Source organism: Steroidobacter gossypii (assembly GCF_016801985.1).
Taxonomy (GTDB): Bacteria; Pseudomonadota; Gammaproteobacteria; order Steroidobacterales; family Steroidobacteraceae; genus Steroidobacter; species Steroidobacter gossypii.
On the sequence record NZ_JAEVLS010000008.1, the window covers coordinates 47791 to 68138 of the forward strand.

General features: G+C 63.6%; 17 protein-coding genes and 1 pseudogene. 12 read left to right on the forward strand and 6 right to left on the reverse strand.

The window, feature by feature from the left end; translation table 11 throughout:
- Positions 1–48: 48 nt before the first annotated feature.
- Positions 49–2226, reverse strand: coding sequence for a DUF6600 domain-containing protein (locus JM946_RS26405; RefSeq protein ID WP_203170424.1), 2178 nt, complete (start codon positions 2224–2226; stop codon positions 49–51).
- Positions 2227–2479: 253 nt separating this feature from the next.
- On the opposite strand from JM946_RS26405, the gene JM946_RS26410 reads away from it, so the two are divergent.
- From JM946_RS26410 to JM946_RS26435, 6 genes are all read left to right on the forward strand, one after another.
- Positions 2480–3556 (forward strand): cyclic nucleotide-binding domain-containing protein, encoded by a 1077-nt coding sequence (locus JM946_RS26410; RefSeq protein WP_203170425.1) that lies wholly within the window; start codon positions 2480–2482, stop codon positions 3554–3556.
- Positions 3557–3639: 83 nt separating this feature from the next.
- Positions 3640–5439, forward strand: a complete 1800-nt coding sequence (locus JM946_RS26415) for a DUF885 domain-containing protein (RefSeq protein ID WP_203170426.1) — start codon at positions 3640–3642, stop codon at positions 5437–5439.
- A 15-nt stretch (positions 5440–5454) separates the two neighbouring features.
- Positions 5455–5799, forward strand: a complete 345-nt coding sequence (locus tag JM946_RS26420) for an ArsC family reductase (RefSeq protein WP_203170427.1) — start codon at positions 5455–5457, stop codon at positions 5797–5799.
- Between the two features lie 48 nt (positions 5800–5847).
- Positions 5848–7089, forward strand: coding sequence for a sugar phosphate isomerase/epimerase family protein (locus JM946_RS26425; RefSeq protein WP_203170428.1), 1242 nt, complete (start codon positions 5848–5850; stop codon positions 7087–7089).
- A gap of 118 nt (positions 7090–7207) precedes the next feature.
- On the forward strand, positions 7208–7765 hold the full coding sequence (locus JM946_RS26430) for an isochorismatase family protein (RefSeq protein ID WP_203170429.1): 558 nt from the start codon (positions 7208–7210) through the stop codon (positions 7763–7765).
- Positions 7766–7844: 79 nt separating this feature from the next.
- Complete coding sequence (locus JM946_RS26435; protein ID WP_203170430.1) at positions 7845–8801, forward strand: GlxA family transcriptional regulator; 957 nt, start codon at positions 7845–7847, stop codon at positions 8799–8801.
- Here the strand turns inward: JM946_RS26435 and JM946_RS26440 are convergent.
- Positions 8719–9561, reverse strand: coding sequence for a polysaccharide deacetylase family protein (locus JM946_RS26440; RefSeq protein ID WP_203170432.1), 843 nt, complete (start codon positions 9559–9561; stop codon positions 8719–8721). The genes JM946_RS26435 and JM946_RS26440 overlap by 83 nt on opposite strands.
- Positions 9562–9712: 151 nt before the next feature.
- Here JM946_RS26440 and JM946_RS26445 point away from each other — a divergent pair, with 151 nt between their 5' ends.
- From JM946_RS26445 to JM946_RS26455, 3 genes are all read left to right on the forward strand, one after another.
- A complete protein-coding gene (locus tag JM946_RS26445; RefSeq protein WP_203170433.1) occupies positions 9713–10045 on the forward strand; it encodes a thioredoxin family protein in 333 nt (110 codons plus the stop codon).
- A 288-nt stretch (positions 10046–10333) separates the two neighbouring features.
- A complete protein-coding gene (locus tag JM946_RS26450; protein WP_203170435.1) occupies positions 10334–12208 on the forward strand; it encodes a hybrid sensor histidine kinase/response regulator in 1875 nt (624 codons plus the stop codon).
- A gap of 75 nt (positions 12209–12283) precedes the next feature.
- Positions 12284–13987, forward strand: a complete 1704-nt coding sequence (locus JM946_RS26455) for an N-acyl-D-amino-acid deacylase family protein (protein ID WP_203170436.1) — start codon at positions 12284–12286, stop codon at positions 13985–13987.
- Between the two features lie 57 nt (positions 13988–14044).
- On the opposite strand, the gene JM946_RS26460 is transcribed toward JM946_RS26455, so the two are convergent.
- Positions 14045–15076, reverse strand: a complete 1032-nt coding sequence (locus tag JM946_RS26460; protein WP_203170437.1) for an aldo/keto reductase — start codon at positions 15074–15076, stop codon at positions 14045–14047.
- Between the two features lie 285 nt (positions 15077–15361).
- On the opposite strand from JM946_RS26460, the gene JM946_RS30705 reads away from it, so the two are divergent.
- Positions 15362–15865, forward strand: coding sequence for an asparaginase domain-containing protein (locus JM946_RS30705; RefSeq protein ID WP_203170438.1), 504 nt, complete (start codon positions 15362–15364; stop codon positions 15863–15865).
- Positions 15866–16003: 138 nt separating this feature from the next.
- Here JM946_RS30705 and JM946_RS31400 read toward each other — a convergent pair.
- Positions 16004–16765: pseudogene (locus JM946_RS31400) on the reverse strand (helix-turn-helix domain-containing protein); the annotation flags it as partial.
- Between the two features lie 305 nt (positions 16766–17070).
- On the opposite strand from JM946_RS31400, the gene moeB reads away from it, so the two are divergent.
- On the forward strand, positions 17071–18207 hold the full coding sequence (gene moeB, locus JM946_RS26470) for a molybdopterin-synthase adenylyltransferase MoeB (protein ID WP_203170439.1): 1137 nt from the start codon (positions 17071–17073) through the stop codon (positions 18205–18207).
- Positions 18208–18214: 7 nt separating this feature from the next.
- Here the strand turns inward: moeB and JM946_RS26475 are convergent, their stop codons facing one another.
- The gene (locus JM946_RS26475; protein WP_203170440.1) at positions 18215–18406 is read right to left on the reverse strand and encodes a hypothetical protein; all 192 of its coding nucleotides are present in this window, start codon (positions 18404–18406) and stop codon (positions 18215–18217) included.
- A gap of 206 nt (positions 18407–18612) precedes the next feature.
- Between JM946_RS26475 and JM946_RS26480 the strand changes: the two genes are divergently transcribed.
- Complete coding sequence (locus JM946_RS26480) at positions 18613–18963, forward strand: DUF4870 family protein (RefSeq protein ID WP_203170441.1); 351 nt, start codon at positions 18613–18615, stop codon at positions 18961–18963.
- Here JM946_RS26480 and JM946_RS26485 read toward each other — a convergent pair.
- The gene (locus JM946_RS26485) at positions 18960–20342 is read right to left on the reverse strand and encodes a sulfite reductase subunit alpha (RefSeq protein WP_203170442.1); all 1383 of its coding nucleotides are present in this window, start codon (positions 20340–20342) and stop codon (positions 18960–18962) included. The genes JM946_RS26480 and JM946_RS26485 overlap by 4 nt on opposite strands.
- Positions 20343–20348 lie beyond the last annotated feature (6 nt).

A 20348-nucleotide genomic window follows, 5' to 3' on the forward strand; every position in this document is an offset into this window, starting at 1 on the left:
GTTCCGGTGGCGGATCGAACGGGTGCTCGATCCGCCAGCAGGCCAGCGTCAATCTGGCCGGGATTTAGGCGTATTCCAGGGGCGTGCGGCGCTGCCGCCTCGCGAGCCGCTGTTGTTGTTGGAGGGTGAGGATCTCGGTGTCGAGCGGTCGACGCGAGGTTGCGGCTGGCTGCGCGGCTCCTGCCTGGGCGGCGGAGTGTAGGTGCGGCGCGGTTCGCTGCGCGGCTGGGAATATTGACGCGGCGGCGAATACTGCCTGGACTCGCGAGGCTCGTTGCGATGGACCGAACCCGAGCCCCGTGCGTAGTCCTTTGGCGTCGGGCGATAGTAGCTTGTGCCGCCGGGCTGGACGGTGCTGCTCGGCGGACGATGCAGATGATCGCTGCGGCGCGGCTCGGGGCGAGATGACTCCACGCCTCGCAAGATCTCGACGCGCTCGCGATTGCGTTGGTTCTGCCAATCACGTACCGAGTTGTTGTTGAGCTCACGGGGCCCGCGGACAGTGCCACTCAGTCCCACGGCGCCCTCCGGTCGGCCACGGTTGAGCTCGCCAGGCGAGACGCGAGGCCGCACCACATGGAAGTCGCCACCTCGCTTGGGCCCGGAGCGATCGATGAGCTGATTGCGGCCGATCGGGCGACCGCCGTTGTTTTCGATGGCGGTGCGCTCGCGATGGAACGGCACGCGACCGGCGAAATAATCGCCGCCGCGAGTGAACCGGGTGGCGTCCCGGGGTGGCTGGCGAATCGAGCCGCCCAGCACGCTCTCGCGATAGGGCGCGATCGCCGGTGGCTGACGTTCCGCGTGATAGTTGCGCAAGCGATTTTCGTCCAGTCGCACCCAGTGATCGCCGATGCGACGACCGCCGACGAAAAAGTCGCGCGACACCGTGGTCACGCCGCCAGGATAGTGACGATGGTCGAAGCGCGGCGGCGGCAGACGGCGGCCGTAGAAATAGTTGTTGTTGATGATGTACGTGTTGGAAACATTCACGTAGCGGATGTATCGCGGCGTGTGCCGGTAGCCGGGATAGTAGAGATCGCGAGGTCCGAGCGGATACCAGCCGACGTTGCCGAACGACACCGAGATGCCCACCGAAGGGCCGCCGACCCAGCCGACCAGCGCTGGCGCGTAGACGGGTCGGATGTGACGTGGGCCGGGCACCCAGCACCACCGATTGCGGATGTGAGCCCAGCGTCCGTAGTGAAACGGCGCGAAGCCCCAGCGTGCATCGTCGACCCAGGACCAGCCCCACGGTGAAACGTAGACCCAGCGGCCGTAGCGGTAGGGCGCCCAGTTGTGAACCACATAGGTGGGGCGCCATACGTAACCGTACTCGGGCTCGCTGATCCACTCGCCGTGATCGTCCAGATCTTCGTAACCGATCACGTCGCGCGAGACATAGCGGGAAGACTTCGAGCGCTCATTGCGCGCGTCGCGATCGTTGGCCCAGTTCTCGAACGCGGTGCGTGGGCCGAGCCGGTCGATGTGGCCGGTGAGACTGTCCACGCCCGAGAAGATGCCGCGCTCGTTGTCTCGAACGGTGAATCGCTGGCTGCCGCCACCGGTGACCTGCGCCTCGCCACTGCGTGTTTTGACGATGGTGCGGTCGCCGGACTTGTCCACCTCGAGGTGATATTCGCCGACCTTGTTCAGGACCACGGTGGAGTGGGGCGTTTCCACCTGGATGGTTTCGCCTTCCGCCAGTCGACGAACGCGCAGGGTGGCCGCGCCTTCGGTGAGGCTGGCCTGCAGCACCTCGTCGTCCAGCTCGATGAAGCCGAAGCCGGTGTCACCGTCGAGATACACGGCTGCGGAGCCGATCTGCAGTTCCGCGCGACCGCCGCGCTCGACCCACAATCGATCGCCGCTGGTCAGCGGACGATTCAACACAGCTTCAGCCCATTCGTCGGTGCCGGCGGGCGCCACTGTCACGTCGCCGTCGACGTGGCCGAGGCGGGCGACGCGACTGGGAGGATCGACCACTGGAGTAGCGCGGCTGGATTCGGGCTCGACCACAGGTTCAGCGGTGGGCTCGGCGCCGTTCGATTCGATCACCGGCTCCGGTTCGATGACTTCGGCGGGCTCCTGGGCGCGCGCGACGTTGAAGCTTGCGGCCGCAGCAGCGCAGGCGACGATCGCAAGCCAATGTGTCAGCGAATTCGCCACGATGTTGCCATCCTTGGGTCGGCGTGCGGCCGGCGCTGAGGCCTTGCCAGGAATCATGATGCCCACCCCCCGTTTAGAACGGTTGTCAGCATGATCCGTTCCCGGGGGTGAACTCAAGGTGAACAGGGCTGCCCCGGCCAGGGTTTTCCCGCGCCCCGCTGCCGGGGAAGTCAGCAACGCGACGTAATCTCGCGGGCCGCTCGTTCAGGGAGCCCCGCACTGTGAGATGCATCCTGGATTGCGCGCGCCCGGCTGCTCGATACTCGCCCCGATCATCCTAGGGATCAGCGCCGAATAAGAAGATTTGAGCATGGAGTTATCCGGGAATCCCAAAGATCTGGCTTTGCTGCGGACTTTTGCGCCGTTCGACGGCATGACGCCCACCAGCCTGCAGGCCTTCGCCCGCAAGGTGTCTCGCCTGCAGGCGCCCAAGGGCCGCCTGCTGTTCACCGAGGGCGATGAAGAAAAACAGACCTTCTACCTGATCAGCGGCTCCATCGACCTGCTGGCCGAGGGCGAGGTGATCGGCTCGGTTCGCAGCGGCACGCCCAAAGCCAAGAGCCCGCTGGTGCATCAGCTGCCGCGGCCTTATTCGGCCGTGGTCACCTCCGACCGCATCGAATATCTGCAGATCGACAGCGAGTTTCTGGACGTCGCGGTGACGCTCGACCAGACCGGCGCCTACAAGGTGCTGGAATTGAACGCGCTCGAGGACGCCGCCGCCGGCGCCGACGACTGGATGACGGCGCTGTTGCAGACCAAGGCGTTTCACAAGATTCCGCCGGCCAATATCCAGGCAGTGTTCATGCGCCTGCAGCGCGTCGACTGTCGCGCCGGTGAAGTGGTCATCAAGCAGGGCGACGTCGGCGATTATTTCTACGTGGTCGTCAAAGGCATCTGCCAGGTGGCGCGCGAGACGCCGCTCAACAAGGAAGGCGTGCGGCTCGCCGAATTGAAAATGGGCGACACCTTCGGCGAGGAAGCGCTGATCTCCGAGGTCAAGCGCAACGCGACCGTGACCATGGTGACCGACGGCGTGCTGATGCGCCTGGCCAAGGATGACTTTCGCAAACTGCTGCACGAGCCGCTGCTCGATTGGGTCGACTACGACAGCGCCAAGCGCATCGTCGCGCTCGACGGCGGCCAGTGGGTCGACGTGCGTCTGCCTTCGGAGTTCGAGCACTATCGCGCCGAGGGCGCGATCAACATTCCCTTGCATTCGCTGCGCCTGAAACTCAAAGCGCTGGATCGCAATCGTCACTACATCGTGTGTTGCGATACCGGCCGTCGCAGCTCCGTCTGCGCATACATCCTCGCCGAGCGTGGCTTCCAGGCCAGCGTGCTCAGAGGTGGCTTGGGCTCGACCGAGCTGGCTGCGCCACGCTGATCGCAAAAGTTGCAGCCGGGCCTCTTTAATTTCGCGGAGGCTCGGACCAAGATGCCGTCTTTCTTTCGCAAGGAGATGGCCTCATGGGTTGCATGCCCCGTGCCGCGTGGATCTTCGGTGGCGCATTGTGGCTCGCGTGCGCAGCGGCCGCTGCGCAGTCGCCCGCCGAGTCCAACCTGGACTCGCTGATCGGCGAATACGAGCAGCTGATTCGTACCGAGGATCCGGTCAGCGCCGGCCAGGAAGGCGATCGCAACGCTCTGCGTCGCTTGCCGGACGTGCGGCCGGAACCTCAGCAGGCCGCCGCAAAACAACTCAAGGACATCGCTCAGCGACTCGCCGCCATCGAGGTGAATCGCCTGTCGCCCGACGCGGCGTTGAATCACCAACTGCTCACCAACGTGGTCGCGATCCATTCGGAGCAGCTGACTTTCGATTTGCCGCGCATTCCGTTCGAGAACGACAGTGGTTTCCATACATTGCTCGATTATCTCGCGCGCACCACCACCATCGGTTCGCGTGAAGATGCCGACGCGTGGCTGGCCCGCCTCGAAGCGACCCCTACGTTTTACGAACAGAACCTGGCGAACCTGCGTCGAGGCATCAAAACCAAGTACACGCAGCCGCGCATCGTGGCCGAGCGCGTGCTCGAAGTCGCTCGCAAGCAGGCCGGGACCAAGCCCGAAGACAGCTCGTTGCTACTGCCGTTCGCGCGCATGCCCTCGAGCATTCCAGCGACAGCGCAAGCGGAATATCGCGACAAGGCGCTGGCCATCGTGCGCGATCGGATTCTGCCGGTGCAGAAACAGTTCGCCCAGTTCATGGCCAAGGAATATCTGCCGGCGGCTCGTCCCAAGCTCGCGTGGCGGACCACGCCCAACGGCGAAAAGTCTTATGAGTTTTTCGTGCGTCGTGAGACCACGACGAAAATGACGCCCGACGAAATCCATCGCCTTGGCCAGTCGGAAGTGGCCCGCATCCGCGGCTTGATGGAAACGACTATCGCGGAAACCGGCTTCAAGGGCAGCTTCGCGGACTTTCTGAAAATGCTCCGCACCGATCCGCGTTTCTACGCGCAGACGCCAGAAGATCTGCTGGAGAAGGCCAGCGAGATCGCCAAGCGCGCGGACGATCAGCTGCCGCGCTTGTTCGGCACACTGCCGCGGCTGCCGTACGGCGTGCGGCCCGTGCCTGCCGATATCGCCGAGGGCTACACGACCGGCCGATATTGGACGGGCAGCATGCGGCAGGGGCAGGCGGGCGGATATATGGTCAACACGTCGCACCTGGATCAGCGTCCGCTCTACGAGCTGCCCGCGCTCACCGTGCACGAGGCCGTGCCTGGACATCATTTGCAGATCGCGTTGTCGCAGGAACTGACGGGCATTCCGTACTTCCGTCGCAACACCAGCCCGACGGCGTTTGTCGAAGGCTGGGGGTTATATTCGGAGTTCCTCGGCGAGGAGATGGGGATCTACCGCGATCCTTACGAAAAGTTCGGCCGCTACTCGTATGAAATGTGGCGTGCGTGCCGACTGGTGGCCGACACCGGCATCCACTGGCTGGGCTGGGATATCGAACAGGCGCGTCGTTGCTTCACTGAAAACTCGGCGCTCGCGCCTCACAACATTCAGACCGAACTGGAGCGCTACATCTCCTGGCCGGGCCAGGCGCTGGCGTACAAGATCGGTGAGCTGCGCTTCCGAGCTCTGCGCGCCGATGCCGAAAAAGCGCTGGGCGAGAAGTTCAACGTTCGCGAGTTCCACGACCAGCTGCTGCTCAGTGGCGCGCTGCCGCTGGATGTGGTGACCGAGCGCATCCACGCCTGGATCAACTCACAGTCCTCTACGCGGGCCACCTCGGCACCGGCGCTGGCGCCGTAAAGTACAATCGCGACCATGACGGCCCTGTACGGCATCAAGAATTGCGACACCATGAAAAAAGCACGCACGTGGCTGGACGAGCACGGCGTGCAGTATGAATTTCATGACTACAAGGCTTCGGGCATCGAGCGCGACAAGCTGGAAGCCTGGTGCAAGCAAGTCGGCTGGGAAGTCCTGCTGAACCGCGCCGGCACCACGTTCCGCAGATTGCCCGAGTCCGAGCGCGCCGATCTGAACGAGCGCAAAGCCATCGCGCTGATGCTCCAGCAGCCGTCGATGATCAAACGCCCCGTCCTGGAGCGGGGCGGCAGGCTGCTGGTCGGCTTCAAACCGGCGGAGTATCAGACCGCGCTGGGGTAGCCCGGTTCGCGGATGTAAACGGTTCCACGATCTGCCAGACTGCGGGCCATGAGCACCATCCCCTTTACCCCCAAGCCCATGAAACTCAGCATCCTGACCGCGGCCCTGCAGGAGTTGACGCCGCGGGACAAGCGGGATGCCGATCCCGACCTGGCCATCGAGGAATGGCTGCAGTTCGCGCGCGACATCGGCTCGCCGAACATTCAGCTCTCGGCCGCCCTGCACCCCACCGAAAGCGACGTGCCCGCCGAGGCCATGCTCGACCCGGTGGCCAACACGTTGGATCTGCGCCAGCCCTTCGATAAGCAGCGCGCCTCGCGCGTGCTTGCCGCCATGAGAGAAACCGGCGTCGGTCTGTCCGATCTCGGATATTTCGACAACATGCTGGTCGCCGACGCCGCCGCGCGTCGCAAGAAACATGACTTCATGTTGCGCGTGTTCGACGCGGCCGTGTTGCTGGGGACGGATGCGGTGTGCGGTTTCGTCGGCCGCAATCCGCAGCTGGAGATGGATCAGAACCTGGTCATGTTCGAGGAGGTGTTCATCCCGCTGCTCAAGGAGGCCAAGGCTCGCGGTCTGACCTATCGAGTCGAGCAGTGCCCGATGCCCGGCTGGAACGTGCTCGATCGCTGGCACAACAACATCGCATATGCGCCCGGTCCCTGGATTGCGTTGCATAAGATCTGCGAGCGTCACGGCGTCGGCGATCAATTCCGCATACACTACGATCCCTCGCACGCCATCCTGATGGGCCAGGACACGCGCTCGCTGTTCCAATATCTCAAGGACGAGGGCTACGGTTTTCTGATCGGCGGCTTCCACGTCAAAGGCCAGGTCGTCGACGCTCGCGGCGTGTCCGCGTGGGGCTATGGCGGCCAGACCATGCAACGTGGTGACTGGATCGACGGCAAGCCTTCACCGAACCCGGCCGATCAGGCCAACGCGTGGAAGAAACAAATCGTGTTGTGCGAACACGAGCTGCCGGGCACCGCGCGGCACGATCCACTCGCTTATCTGCAGAATCGCAGTGTCGATTGGCTGGATCATCAGCTCGCGGCGCGCGAGTTGCTGTCCATCGACCCGGCGAAGACGTTCCTGGTGGTCGAGCACGAGTATCCGCCCGCGCGGATTCAGGACAAAGCGCGGCTCGCGCCCATTCTCAAGGGCTCGCTGGCGTTTGTGAAAGCCATCGACGAGGCGGCTGCGGCCATGTACTCGCTGCAGCAGGAAGTGATGAAATCGCAAGGGATCCCTGTGCAGGGGGTCGGGCGGGAAGCCTATCGCAGCTGAACCGGGGAGAGGCCCCACGCCTGCTGTCCGTTTTTGACCGCAGGCTGTCGAGCGGCGCTCTCGTCCGCGAGCGTCGCGGCGCGCAACATGACTCCATGTTCTCAACCATGGAGTCGCCATGAAGTCCGCGTTGATTGTGATCGATGTGCAGCAGTCGTTTACCCGGCGTGCCTATTGGGACGAGGCCGAGCTGCCAATGTTTTTGCAGAGCCTGCAAGGGCTGGTGAATCGTGCTCACCAAGCCGCCGTACCGGTGCTGCAGGTGTTCCATGTCGATGAAGAGGGCCCGGAGAACGCTTTTTCCTTCGAGTCCGGGCTCATCAAGACCTTGCCGCAGCTGGATGTCCGCCCGACCGAGGTATTCACCAAGGCGGTGCACTCGGCGATGTTTGCCACGACCAAGAACGGCAGGAGCCTCGACTATTGGTTGCGGGCCGCGGGCATTCAGCGCCTGATCGTCACGGGCATTCGCACCGAACAGTGCTGTGAGACGACTACCCGTCATGCTTCGGACCTCGGCTATAGTGTCACCTATGCGATGGACGCGACGTTGACGTTCCCGATGGTGTCCGGATCGGGCCGCAAGTTCACGGCCCAGGAAATTCGCGACCGCACCGAGCTGGTGCTGCAGGATCGCTTCGCCCAGGTGCAACGCTCGGACGCCGTGGTGATCTGATCGGCTGTGGCCGGGATTCTCAACGGGCCCCAGCGGATGATTCATCTCGAGTGGATAGATCCTGAAGGAGGCGTTCCGAATGAGAAAAGTGCTGTTCGCACTGCTGCCTGAGGTGGTGCTGCTGGACGTGGCCGGCGCCGCCGAAGCTTTCAGGATCGCGAACCAGCTGGTGCCCGGCAGTTACGAGCTGGAGTTCGTCGGCACCAGCACCTCGTTGCGGTCTTGCGTAGGCCTGCAGCTGCATCAGCTGCAGCGCCTGCCCGCCACGGTGCCAGACGATTCCATCGTCGTCATCACAGGAGTCAGCTCCGTCTCGCTCGATCTGGAATCGGCGCCGATCCGGCAACTCACCCAGTGGCTGGCGAAGATCGCCAGCAACGAGACAGTGACGCTGATGTGTGTCTGCTCGGGCAGTCTGCTGGCCGCACAGGCCGGACTGCTGCGTGGCCGCGAATGCACCACTCATCATGAGTACATCGAACGGCTTGGCGAGCTGGAGCCGAGCGCCACGGTGCATGCCAATCGCATCTTCGTCGAGGACGGTCAGGTGATGACCAGCGCCGGTGTCACATCCGGCATCGATCTGGCGCTGCATTTCATCGGCCAGCAGTTAGGTCACAAGATCGCAGTGGCCGTGGCGCGAGACCTCGTTGTTTATATGCGGCGTACGACGGCGGATCCGCAGCTCTCCGCCTGGCTGATGCACCGAAATCACATCCATCCCGCCGTTCATAAAGTGCAGGACGCTATCGCCCGCAATCCGGCGGCCGAATGGTCTTCGGAGAAACTGGCGGCCATCGCCTGCATGAGTGCGCGCAATCTAGGACGGCTGTTCATGGAGCACGCGGGCTGTTCGCCCCTCGATTACGTGCAACGTTTGCGAGTGGCGCTGGCGCGCGAGATGGTGATGAACAGCGACCTGGCGTTGGAACGTGTGGCCGAGCGCAGTGGCTTCAGCTCCGCGCATCATCTGCGGCGAGTCTGGCGCCGCTGGGAGCCGACGCCACCGGCAGAGTTTCGCCAGATAGCTCGCTAACCGTCACCGAGCTCAGGCCTCGCTCACGCAGCCCTTGTAACAACAACGGCAGCGCTTGCAGGATCAGAGGTCGATGACGTTGCTCGTGATCGTGTCCGTCATGTAGCAGCACGATGTCTCCCGGCCGAATGCGATTGACCACGCCGCGCGCCACCGAAGCTGGATCGCGGATCATCGTATCGCGCGAATGAATGGACCAAGCGACCACTTTGAGATTGCGCTTGTGCGAGGCGCGGGCCATCGCGGGACTCTTCAGGCCCACTGGCGGCCGATACCAGGGCTCGGACTTCGATTGCGTCACCGACTTGATCAACTGGGCGCAGCGATCGATTTCGCGGCCATGGCCCGAGGCTGGATAGAAGTTCTGGAAGTACGAGTGCTGCCAGGAATGGTTGCCCAACTCGTGACCTTCACGGTGCATCCGCTCGCCGAGCGTTCGATGTTTCTCGAGATAGCGGCCGATGACAAAGAAGGTGGCGCGCGCCTTGTGAGCGGCCAGCATATCGAGCACCGCGGGCGTGATTTCCGGATCGGGGCCGTCGTCGAAAGTCAGCGCCACGTGCGGCCGGTCGGTGCGCCCGCGCACCAGGGTCGGATAAAAGATTGGAGACGCCGGACGGAACACCCCATCCGCCATCATCACCGCATACGCGCCGAGCGGCACGCCGAGGCTCAGCAGACTGGGGCCGAAGACCGCCGCCGAGCCGGCCGTGACGGCGGCGCTGGTCAGCAGAAAACGATCGGCTCGACACAAGCTCAAGGGCCCGCTCCACAGGACGAGGACGCCATCATCGCAAGGGCGATTCAAGTTGTCGATTGACGGCATTGCCAATGGCGATTGCCCGACGCCACCGGCAGGCGCATCGTGGCTCATCGATTGACTCCCATACGGGAAATTCCAGGAGAGCTACATGAGTGATGCGAAGTTTCTCGCCGTCACGGACGCCAGCTTCGAGCAGCAGGTGCTGGCCGCGGCCGGCCCGGTGTTGTTGAAGTTCGAAGCCGACTGGTGCGGACCTTGCCAGGCGATGAAGCCCATGATCGAAGACATCGCGCGCGACTACGATGGCCGTCTGACGGTGGCCACCATGGACGTCGACCAGAACAATCAGACGCCGTATCGCTTCGGTGTCCGTGGCGTGCCGACAGTCATGCTGTTCAAGGGCGGCGAAGTGGTCGGCCAGAAGGTCGGATTGCCGCGCAAGGCCGAGTTGACCGCGCTGCTGGATGCGAAGCTGAGCTGATCGCCTCCACCCCGCGGATTGGGGAAAGGGGCAAGCCCACGGTAAGTCCTACGTGCGCGCCCGGTCGCGTGGTAGTAGAAACGAAAGGCCCTGTCCGACCGCACTCGGGCAGGGCCTTTGTTGTCGAAGCGATTATAAATAAGTCGACCAGGCCCGCAGAGGTGACCTGTGAAATCCGTTCGGGCGAGACGCCGCGGTGGCCAACCGTCGCAGCACTCGTCACGCAGGGACGGTGACGACCAGAGTGGGGAGGACGATCGGCCCGGCGATGAACCAGGATCTCCTGTCGTGCGGTTGCGCCTGGCGCATTGGCCGGCCGCCGCGCTGCTGATCGACCGCGAGGGACACATCACCGATGGCAATCGACGCGCGGCTCGCCTGTTCGGTGGCCAGCCCGGCGATCTGGTTCGACTTGCCATCGACGAGTTGATCCCGGCCTGGCGGCCTCTCGAAGACAACGATGACAATCCGCACGCCAGTCGACGCCGACGCGCGACGGGCCATCGCCTCGACGGCAGTACCTTTCCGTTGCGGTTCTTCCAAATGCGTGTGGCGGCCGACGATGCGCAGAGCACGTTGGTCACAATTACCCCACGAGCTCGTCTCCACGGCGACTCGCACGTCCGGCATGTTCGCAATCGTCACAGCGAACAACGCCTGCGCGCGGCGGTGAAGGCAGGGCGCATAGGCACTTGGGTTTGGGATCTGCGCAAGCGCATCGTCTGGTGGGATAGCGCGATGTACAAACTGTGGGGCGAGCGTCGCCATCACGGGTTCGTGCCGGTTGCCTCGGCCACGGCGCTGCTGCATCCCGACGACCGCGAGTGGGTGGGCCGCATGATGGACGAATACCTCGCCAGCGACGCGCACGAGATCTCGATGGAGTTGCGACTGCTGCGGCCGGATGGCTCCACGCAGTGGGCCGCGGTGAGCGGAGAGATCGAACGCGACGAGCAGGGCCAGCCCACTCGGCTCATCGGCGCGACCATCGATGTCACCGCGCGCCGGCAAGCGGAAGAAGCCTTGCATCACGCGCAAAAGATCGAAGCGCTCGGCACGCTCGCCGGCGGTATCGCGCACGACTTCAATAACATTCTGCTGGCGATCACCGGCAACACACGGCTGGCCATTCAGGAGTTGCCGTCGGATCACCCGGTGCAGAACGGGCTGGCCGAGATTGCCAAGGCCAGCGCGCGCGCCACCGATCTGGTGAATCGCATTCTCACGTTCAGCCGACAGAGCGAATGCCGACGCGAAATACTGCAGCTGCAGCCGGCGGTTGAGGAGGCGATCAAACTATTGCGCGCCACGCTCCCGGCGCTGATCGAGATCAATTGCAACTTCGCCCAAGGCCTGCCGCCGGTGCGTGCCGATGCCACGCAGATCCATCAGGTCATCGTGAACCTGGTGACCAACGCCGCGTACGCCATCGGCGACGGCAAGGCGGGATGCATCACCCTTTCGCTGGATGAAGCTCATGTGGCGCAGGGCGGCGCGCCGCAGCTCAAGGCGGGACGCTACGTGCGACTGTCCGTCGCCGACACGGGCAGCGGCATGGATCGAGCCACGCTGGATCGCGCGTTCGATCCATTCTTCACTACCAAGCCGGTCGGTCGAGGCACCGGCTTGGGGCTCAGCGTGGTGGACGGCATCATGCGCAATCACGAAGGCTCGGTGATCGTGTCCAGCGAGCCGGGCCGTGGCACGACCTTTCGGCTGTACTTTCCGGCGGTGGAGCCCGCTGCCGAAGCGCGCCCGGCACCACAGGAGGCCGCCGTCCAGCAAGCGAAAGGTGCTGGCCGGCGCGTGATGTATATCGATGATGAGGAAGCGCTGGTCTATCTGGTGACGCGTGTCCTGCAAAAGTCCGGCTATCAGGTATCGGGATTCAGCGATGCCGAGCAGGCATTGCAGACCTTGAGGGAACGGCCGCGAGATTTCGACGTCGTCGTCACCGACCTGTCGATGCCGGGCATGTCGGGTTTTCACGTTGCCCGCGCAGTTCACGAAATCCGTGGCGAACTGCCGGTGGTGGTGACCTCCGGCTACGTTCGAGCCGAAGATCGCGAGACGGCCAAAGACGTCGGCGTGCGCGATCTGGTGCTCAAGCCGGACACAGTAGAAGAATTGGCTCGCGTCCTGGAACGAGTGTTCGAACGCTGACGCGCTGTCTCTGTACGGCCCGCGGGCTTTTGCGCTAGGGTCGCAGCTTCGTTTCGCCACGTTGCTGGAGTCACTGTGCGCGCCACCGTTCCCTTTATAGGCTCCTTTGTCGCCATCGCGAAAATCGTTCTGTGTCTCGGGTTGGCCGGTTCGGCGGTGGCTGCCGAGCAGGTCGACCTGATCGTCCATAACGGCGTCATCTACGACGGCAGCGGTGGCGACCCGGTGAAGGGCGGTGTGGCTGTTCGCAACGGGCGCGTGGTCGCGGTGGGCAAGCTCACCGACTATCAGGCCAAACAGAAACTCGACGCCAGGGGCCTGGCGGTGGCGCCGGGCTTCATCAACACCCTGTCCTGGGCCACCGAATCGTTGATCTACGACGGGCGCGCCATGAGCGACATCAAGCAGGGCGTGACCCTGGAGATTTTCGGCGAAGGCACGTCGATGGGCCCGGTGAACGCGACCATCCGCGAGGAGATGATCAAGACGCAAGGTGACATTCGCTACGAGATCACCTGGACCACGCTGGGCGAGTATCTGGAGCACCTGGTGAAGCGCGGCGTTTCGCCGAACGTTGCATCGTTCGTCGGCGCGGCTACGGTTCGCGCGCACGAAATCGGTTATGAGAATCGAGCGCCAACGCCTGCCGAGCTCGGCCGTATGCAAGAGCTGGTTCGACAGGCGATGCGCGAGGGCGCGCTCGGTGTGGGCAGTTCCCTGATCTACGCACCGGCGTCTTACGCCAAGACCGACGAGCTGATCGCGTTGACCAAAGTCGCCGGGGAATTTGGCGGCGCCTACATTTCTCACCTGCGCAGCGAAGGCGATCGCTTCCTTGAAGCTCTGGATGAGTTGTTGCTGATCGCGCGCGAGGCCAATGTGCCGGCGCAGGTGTATCACCTGAAGGCCGCCGGCCAGAAGAACTGGCCGAAGATGCAGCAGGCGATCGACAAGATCGAGGCCGCGCGCAGGTCCGGGCTGAAGATCACGGCGGATATGTACAGCTATACGGCGGGCGCTACCGGTCTGGACGCCGCCATGCCTACCTGGGTGCAGGAGGGCGGGATCGATGCGTGGGTCGAGCGCTTGAAGAAGCCGGAAATCCGCGCGCGTGTGTTGCAGGAGATGCGTGATCCGAACGCCGACTTCGAAAGTCTGTTGCAAGCGGCCGGCTCGGCCGATCGCGTGCTGCTGATCGGCTTCAAGACCGACAACCTCAAGCCGCTGACCGGCAAGACGCTGGCCGAGGTCGCGAAGATGCGCGGCGTTTCGCCCGAGGAAGCCGCGATCGACCTGGTGATCGAAGATCACACGCGCGTCGGCACGGCGTATTTCCTGATGTCGGAAGAGAACGTGAAGCTCGGCCTGTCGCAGCCGTGGGTCAACATCGATTCGGATGCGGAAGCGCCGGCGCCGGAAGGGCCGTTTCTGTTGAGCAATCCGCACCCGCGTGCTTATGGAACATTCGCTCGCTTCCTCGGCCACTATGTGCGCGATCAGAAGGTGACGACGCTACAGGATGCGATTCGTCGTCTCACCAGCCTGCCGGCGGAGACGTTCAAACTGAAGGATCGCGGCTGCCTGAAGCAGCGATGTTTCGCGGACATCGTGGTGTTCGATCCCGCCACGATCAAGGACCACGCCACGTTCGAAAAGCCACACCAGTATGCGACTGGCGTACAGCACGTGTTCGTCAATGGCGTGCAGGTGCTTCGCGACGGTGAGCACACCGGCGCGAAGCCCGGCCAGGTCGTGCGAGGACCTGGCTACCACGAATGACAGCGACTCGGGCATCCTGCCACTCGCGGCGGCGGGCACATCCCTGTGCCTGCGAAGTTAGACCGGCGGCGGATTGCGCTCGGTGAAGTCCCGCTGATGCCAGTACGGATAGGCCAGCGGTGTGGCGCTGGCCTCGTCCAGCTTCTTCACCTGTTCCGCGGTCAGATTCCAGCCGAGTGCGCCGAGGTTTTGCTTCAGCTGCTCTTCGTTGCGTGCGCCGACGATGACGTTGGCAACGGTGGGCCGCTGTAGCAACCAGTTCAACGCGATCTGCGGCACGGTCTTGCCGGTTTCCTTGGCCACTGCGTCGAGCGCGTCGACCACGTTGTAGAGATATTCGTCGGCGACCGGGGGGCCCTTATCGATGCTCAGTTGCGAGCGCAGCCGCGAAGTTTCGGGCAGGGCCTGACCGCGGCGAATCTTGCCGGTCAGGCGGCCCCAGCCCAGCGGACTCCAGACGATCGCGCCGACCTTTTGCTCGAGCCCGAGCGGCATCAGTTCCCATTCGTAGTCACGGCCGATCAGGGAGTAGTAGGCCTGGTGCGCGACATAGCGCGTCCAGCCGTAGCGATCGGCGACCGCCAGCGACTTCATCAAATGCCAGCCGGAGAAGTTCGAGACGCCGGTGTAACGGATCTTGCCCGCGCGCACCAGGTCGTCGAGGGTCTGCAGGGTTTCTTCGACGGGCGTCGCTGCGTCGTAGCCGTGCAGCTGGAAGATGTCGATGTAGTCGGTGCCCAGTCGTGTCAGCGCCTTGTCTACGGCGCGCAGTAAATTGAAGCGCGATGAGCCGACGTCGTTCGGGCCGTCACCGTGGCGGAAGGTTGCCTTGGTGGAAATGATCACCTTGTCACGCCTGCCGCGAAGCGCCGCGCCGAGAATCTCCTCGGCGGCGCCATCGGAGTAGATATCGGCCGAATCGAACATGTTGAGACCGGCGTCGAGGCTGATGTCCACCAGCCGGGCCGCGGCCTTCACATCGTTGTCGCCCCAACTCTTGAAAAAGTCACCCTTGCCGCCGAACGTGCCGGTGCCAAGGCTGAACACCGGCACCTTGAAGCCGGATCCGCCCAATTGCCTGTATTCCACGCGATGCTCCGCAGGTGCCATGAAAGGTGCGGGCTTTATAACGCATGGACTCGTGAATTGGTGGCACAGGCCCTTTGCCTTCGGCTGGGCTCGGAATACCCACCCCCTTGCCCCCTCCCGATTCCGGGAGGGGGAACTTCATTTTCATTTTTCGCCTGCGTCGGGCTTTCGGAACAGAAGCGTCAGCGGTTCGTCGCCTCCTCGGACGGCGTCAGCCACCGACGCCGATCTGAGAAGGCCAAGCAGTGGCTTCAGTCCAACGGGTCTGGCTGGTACATTGCGCGGATGCAAAAGCTCGTCCCACCCATCGTAGTCATCACCACCGGCGGCACCATCGACAAGGCCTACTTCGACGCGCTCAGCGCGTACAAGATCGGCGAACCGATGGTCAAGAAAATGCTCGATGTGGCCAACGTCACGCGACCGTTCCGGGTGGTCGAGTTGTTTCGCAAGGACAGCCTGGATCTCACCGATCAGGACCGACGAGCGATGTACGAAACCGTGGCCGCGCTGGACACGGACCGCGTCGTGATTACGCACGGCACGGACACGATGACTGAATCCGCCAAGGTGCTGAAGGCCATCCCGGGCAAGACCATCGTGTTCACGGGCGCCCTGTCACCCGCTCGCTTCGCGGAGAGCGATGCGATGTTCAATCTGGGCATGGCCTTTGCCGCCGTACAAACCCTGCCGCCAGGGGTGTACGTGGCAATGAGCGGCCAGGTCTTCCGCGGCGACGAAGTGCGCAAGGATCGAGAGCACGCGCGCTTCGTGTCGACAGTCGAATAAACCGCCGGTCAGGCGTTCGCCGCTTGCTCCCGCGTCGGGCCATGCGCCAGGTCGCGACGGGCAGCCGCGGGTGTAACGCCCAGGATCTTGCGCATGTGCCGAGCCAGGTGGCTCTGATGCGCAAACGCCCGTGGCGAACGCGATCTGCGCGATCGACAGCGACTCGTCCTGAAGTAACAACTTCGCTCGCTCCACACGTCGGCGCAAAATGTACTGGTGCACCGGTGTGCCAGTCGAACGGCGGAACAGCGTCTTCAAGTGCGACACACTCACGCCCGCCACTTTGGCGATCTCCGCCAGCGGCAGCTCGCTTTCGAGATTGTCTTCGATGTGCGAGATCACCAGCTTGAGCTTCCATGCGCTCAGCCCGCCTTTGGGATCGCGCATCGGCAGCGAGCGTCGGTTGTGACGTTGTAACAGCCGCGCCGCCAGCGCAGTGCCGAGGCTCTCGCGGAACAAACGTCCGCCGGCGCCGCCGGAATCGAGATCGGCCTTCATGGCCCAGCCGATGTGCTCGATGAACGGATCGCGCAACTGAAAGCGATCGGCGATTTCGATGTTGCTCGGATCCATCTCGAGCTCCTCGGCCACACGTCGCAGCAACTCATCGGGCACACGCATCACCAGGGTGGTGCCGCCTTGCTTGGTTTCCCATGCCGCCGGCGTGTGCGCAGGAATGATGTCCAGGTCGCCTGCGACTTCACGCCCATGGCGCAGCCTGCCGCCGCGATCGCAGATCACTTCGACCGACGGCCCGACGTGCATGCACACGGTTGCGTAGGGCCTCGGTTCGATGCGAGTGATCCCAGCGGAAAAGTTGTTGAGTAACGCATGGACGGTCTGTGGTGCTCGCGGCGGTGCTGTCGCCGCGGCAGGACGAAGCTGGCTGGTGGCGTTCATCGGTCGGTCTCCGGCGCCGCATTGCTGTGTCCAGGATACAACGAGCAAAGCCCGCTGAGCTGCTCCGCTCCATGTCAGCCAGCGTCCGAACGTGCTGTCCGCGGGCCTAATAGGCGGGCCTGCTACGCGAGAATTATCGATCTGACCTCGAGCCGCATGCCGGAGCCCGGGCCGAAAGCGCTGGGGGCAAGCGGAACAACGCGCAACCCATGCCACGCCGCCTTTTACTATTTAGCAACACACGTGGGCGCCGGCCGGCATTTGACACCGGTCAGCGCAAGTGTGATGGTCAGCGGATGTCCAACATGCCTTCCGTCTCGTTGTCTCCAGCCGATCTCGCGCGTTACAGCCGCCACCTGTCGCTGCGGGAGGTCGGGGTTCCGGGCCAGCAAAAACTCAAAGCCGCTAAAGTGCTGCTGGTCGGCGCCGGCGGCCTGGGTTCGCCTGCGGCGCTGTACCTCGCCGCCTCCGGCGTGGGCACGATCGGCGTGATCGACAACGATCGGGTCGACGTGTCGAATCTGCAGCGGCAAGTGCTGTACGACACCAACAGCGTCGGCCGCCCGAAAGCGGACGCGGCGAAGGAACGTTTGCTGGCGTTGAACCCGGAGATCGAGCTCGTCTCGCATCCGGTCGAGCTGCGGGCCGCGAACGTGCGCGAGATCTTCAGCAATTACGACGTGGTGCTCGACGGCACCGATCGATTCACGACGCGCTATCTCTCCAACGATGCGTGCGTGCTTCTCGGCAAGCCGCTGGTGTCGGCGGCCATCCATCGCTTCGAAGGCCAGGCGATGACGTATGTGCCAGGGCAGGGCCCGTGCTATCGCTGTTTGTTTCCTGAACCGCCGGCCGAGGGCCTGGTGCCGAATTGCGCGGAGGCAGGCGTCCTCGGCGTACTGCCCGGAGTGATGGGCACCATCCAAGCCACCGAAGCGATCAAGTTGATCGTGGGCGTCGGCGAGCCGTTGCTGGGACGGTTGCTGACTTACGACGCGCTGGCCATGCGCTTCGGTGAGTTTCGTTTCAGCCGCAGAACGGATTGCGCGGTGTGCGGCGACCAACCGACGATCCAGGCTCCCGCCGATCTGGCCGAGCTGTGCAGTGCCGACGTGATGGCTCGAGTGCAGCGGCTGACGCCAGCCGACTTGCGCGCCATGTTGAACAAGGTCGCAATCATCGATGTGCGTGCACCCGCCGAGTTCGCCGTCGCGCATCTGCCGGGCGCGGTGAATATTCCAGTCGGCGAGATGCAGCAGCGGCTAGATGAAATTCCACGCGACCGGCAGGCTGTTTTCATTTGCCGGAGCGGAGCGCGCAGCATGACCGCATCCGCCATTGCTACGCGCGCCGGTCTGGTGAATGTGGCTCACTTGGAAGGTGGCCTACTCGGTTGGGCCAGGGAGCTGGACGCGTCCTTCGTGGTCGCGCCGGCGGGTTGAGTCGACTTCAGCGCGTGCCGGTGCGAGTGGGCTGGCGCACGTTGCGCTGATTCACCAACCAGCCGCCCGACGGTTCCCAGCCAGCCAGCTCGGCGCGACGACGCTCACGAGCCTGCTCCAACGCCTGCATCGCTTCGGGCAGCGCCGTCGGCACGGAAGTGGGCATGTGGATCACAATGTCGTCTTCGAAATCGAGCATGGATGTCTCCTTACTCTTGCCTTGATCGTGTCGGCAGGTTACGCCGGCGCGGCTCCGCCATCATCGGGGCGCGTGGCATGTAATTGATTCCCCGCCGGCAACAATGCAGGTCAATGGCGGCAAATTGCCGGCGAATGCGGTTGAGTGCGGGGGTGCCCCGCCGCACAATCGTGCAAGACCTGCAGCACAGTTTCAGGAGCGCCAAGGTGAATCAGAGCATGACGGAAGGTTCGTCGAATACGACCATCGCCAATGTCATCTACGTGCTTTACCTGCTGGCGCTGATCAACGGCATCACCGCCATCGTCGGCGTGATCATGGCGTACATCTACAAGGACGGCGCGCCTCAGTGGCTGCGCACGCATTACGAGCTGCAGATCCGCACGTTCTGGATGGGACTGTTGATCGGCGCCGTGGGCTTCCTGTTGAGCTGGGTGCTCATCGGCATCCCGATCCTGCTCGCCCTGGCGGTGTGGTGGATCGTCCGCTGCGTCAAAGGCCTGCGTTTCGTGGGCGAGCGGGCGCCTTACCCGAACTATCTCGGCTGGGGCCTCTAATAAACATCGCGACGGTAGCGCCCAGCGATCGCCAGTTGTTCCAGTGTGTCGACGCCGAGCACTTCCGACAGTGCGGCGTCGACCGCGGGCGCCATTCCTAGCAAACTACCGCACACATAGATCGCCGCGCCCTCGTCGACCCAGCGACGCAAGTCATCGGCGCATTCTCGGACTCGATGCTGGACATAGCGTCGTTCCGGTTGATCGCGGGAGAACACCAGATCGATGCGTTCCACTTGTCCCTGAGCTCGCCATCGATCGAGCTCATCGCCATAGAAGCAATCGTGAGCGACACTGCGCTCGCCGAAGATCAGCCAATTGCGATGCCTGCCTCGAGCGATCCGGGCTTTGATGAGTGAGCGCAGGCCGGCGATGCCCGTGCCGTTACCGATCAGGATCAGAGGCACGTTGCTTTCGGGTGCATGGAAGTTGGGATTGGAGCGCACCCGCACGGCGATGTCATCGCCAACCTTTGCTCCTGCTGTCAACCAGCCGCTGCCCAGGCCCGGCTCGCCATCGGGGCGACGCATCTGGCGTACCAGCAAATGAATGGCGCCATCGGCGGGCAGCGATGCGATGGAATATTCACGATGCGGCAGCGGCTCGGGCTTTGCGTCCCAAGTTGAATTGCGAGGATCGATCTCTGCGATGTCGCCGGCCTGCCAGCGGGCGCTCGCGCCCGCCGGTGGTTGCAGCTCGATGTGAAAACACGCGTCACCTGCGCTGCCGGGATTCACATGTCGCCTGGCCGTGAGCCGCCAGCGTTCGTAGCGGGGCGCTTCCCAATCCGGCAGATCGGGGCTGTTGCTCAAGACGCTGAGCTGATGTTGCCAGTGACGTAACGCGCCTTCATCGCCGTTGTCCACTTCGATCACGTCGAACAACGCCGTGGCGCCTTGATGGCGTAGCCATTGATCGAGGCGATGGCCGAACGCGCAGTAGTTGTCGTACTCACGATCGCCGAGCGCGAGCACTCCGTAACTCATTTCTTTCAGGGGGATGGAGCGGTCCAGGATGTTTCTTACGAAACCCGCGGCGGGATCCGGCGCGTCGCCTTCGCCCGTGGTGCTCACGACGAACAGGGCGCTGTTTACTTGACGCAGAATCTGTTCATCGATGTTCTGCAGCGAAGCCAGCAGCACCGGCGCGCCTGCGGCTTGCAGAGACTGAGCTGTTCGATTGGCCAGGTCCGCTGCAAATCCGGTCTGGCTCGCGAACGCGATCAGGGTAGGGGCGCCGGCCCGATCGCCGCCGCTCGAGACGATGGCAGGGCCTCGGCGCGGCCAGAGGAAGTACGCGCAGGTCGTGAGATACAGCAGGACAACAACGCACGCCGAGTAAAGGCGTGCGTCGCTGATGCCGGCGAGGACCCCGGACATTGCCGT

What these genes read in the sequence shown, in the direction of transcription:
- moeB (WP_203170439.1), top strand. Translation starts at nt 17,071, where the DNA reads ATGCCTTCCGTCTCGTTGTCTCCAGCCGATCTCGCGCGTTACAGCCGC.
- JM946_RS26410 (WP_203170425.1), top strand. Translation starts at nt 2,480, where the DNA reads ATGGAGTTATCCGGGAATCCCAAAGATCTGGCTTTGCTGCGGACTTTT.
- JM946_RS30705 (WP_203170438.1), top strand. Translation starts at nt 15,362, where the DNA reads ATGCAAAAGCTCGTCCCACCCATCGTAGTCATCACCACCGGCGGCACC.
- JM946_RS26435 (WP_203170430.1), top strand. Translation starts at nt 7,845, where the DNA reads ATGAGAAAAGTGCTGTTCGCACTGCTGCCTGAGGTGGTGCTGCTGGAC.
- JM946_RS26420 (WP_203170427.1), top strand. Translation starts at nt 5,455, where the DNA reads ATGACGGCCCTGTACGGCATCAAGAATTGCGACACCATGAAAAAAGCA.
- JM946_RS26430 (WP_203170429.1), top strand. Translation starts at nt 7,208, where the DNA reads ATGAAGTCCGCGTTGATTGTGATCGATGTGCAGCAGTCGTTTACCCGG.
- JM946_RS26485 (WP_203170442.1), bottom strand. Translation starts at nt 20,342, where the DNA reads ATGTCCGGGGTCCTCGCCGGCATCAGCGACGCACGCCTTTACTCGGCG.
- JM946_RS26425 (WP_203170428.1), top strand. Translation starts at nt 5,848, where the DNA reads ATGAGCACCATCCCCTTTACCCCCAAGCCCATGAAACTCAGCATCCTG.
- JM946_RS26475 (WP_203170440.1), bottom strand. Translation starts at nt 18,406, where the DNA reads ATGCTCGATTTCGAAGACGACATTGTGATCCACATGCCCACTTCCGTG.
- JM946_RS26415 (WP_203170426.1), top strand. Translation starts at nt 3,640, where the DNA reads ATGGGTTGCATGCCCCGTGCCGCGTGGATCTTCGGTGGCGCATTGTGG.
- JM946_RS26445 (WP_203170433.1), top strand. Translation starts at nt 9,713, where the DNA reads ATGAGTGATGCGAAGTTTCTCGCCGTCACGGACGCCAGCTTCGAGCAG.
- JM946_RS26405 (WP_203170424.1), bottom strand. Translation starts at nt 2,226, where the DNA reads ATGATTCCTGGCAAGGCCTCAGCGCCGGCCGCACGCCGACCCAAGGAT.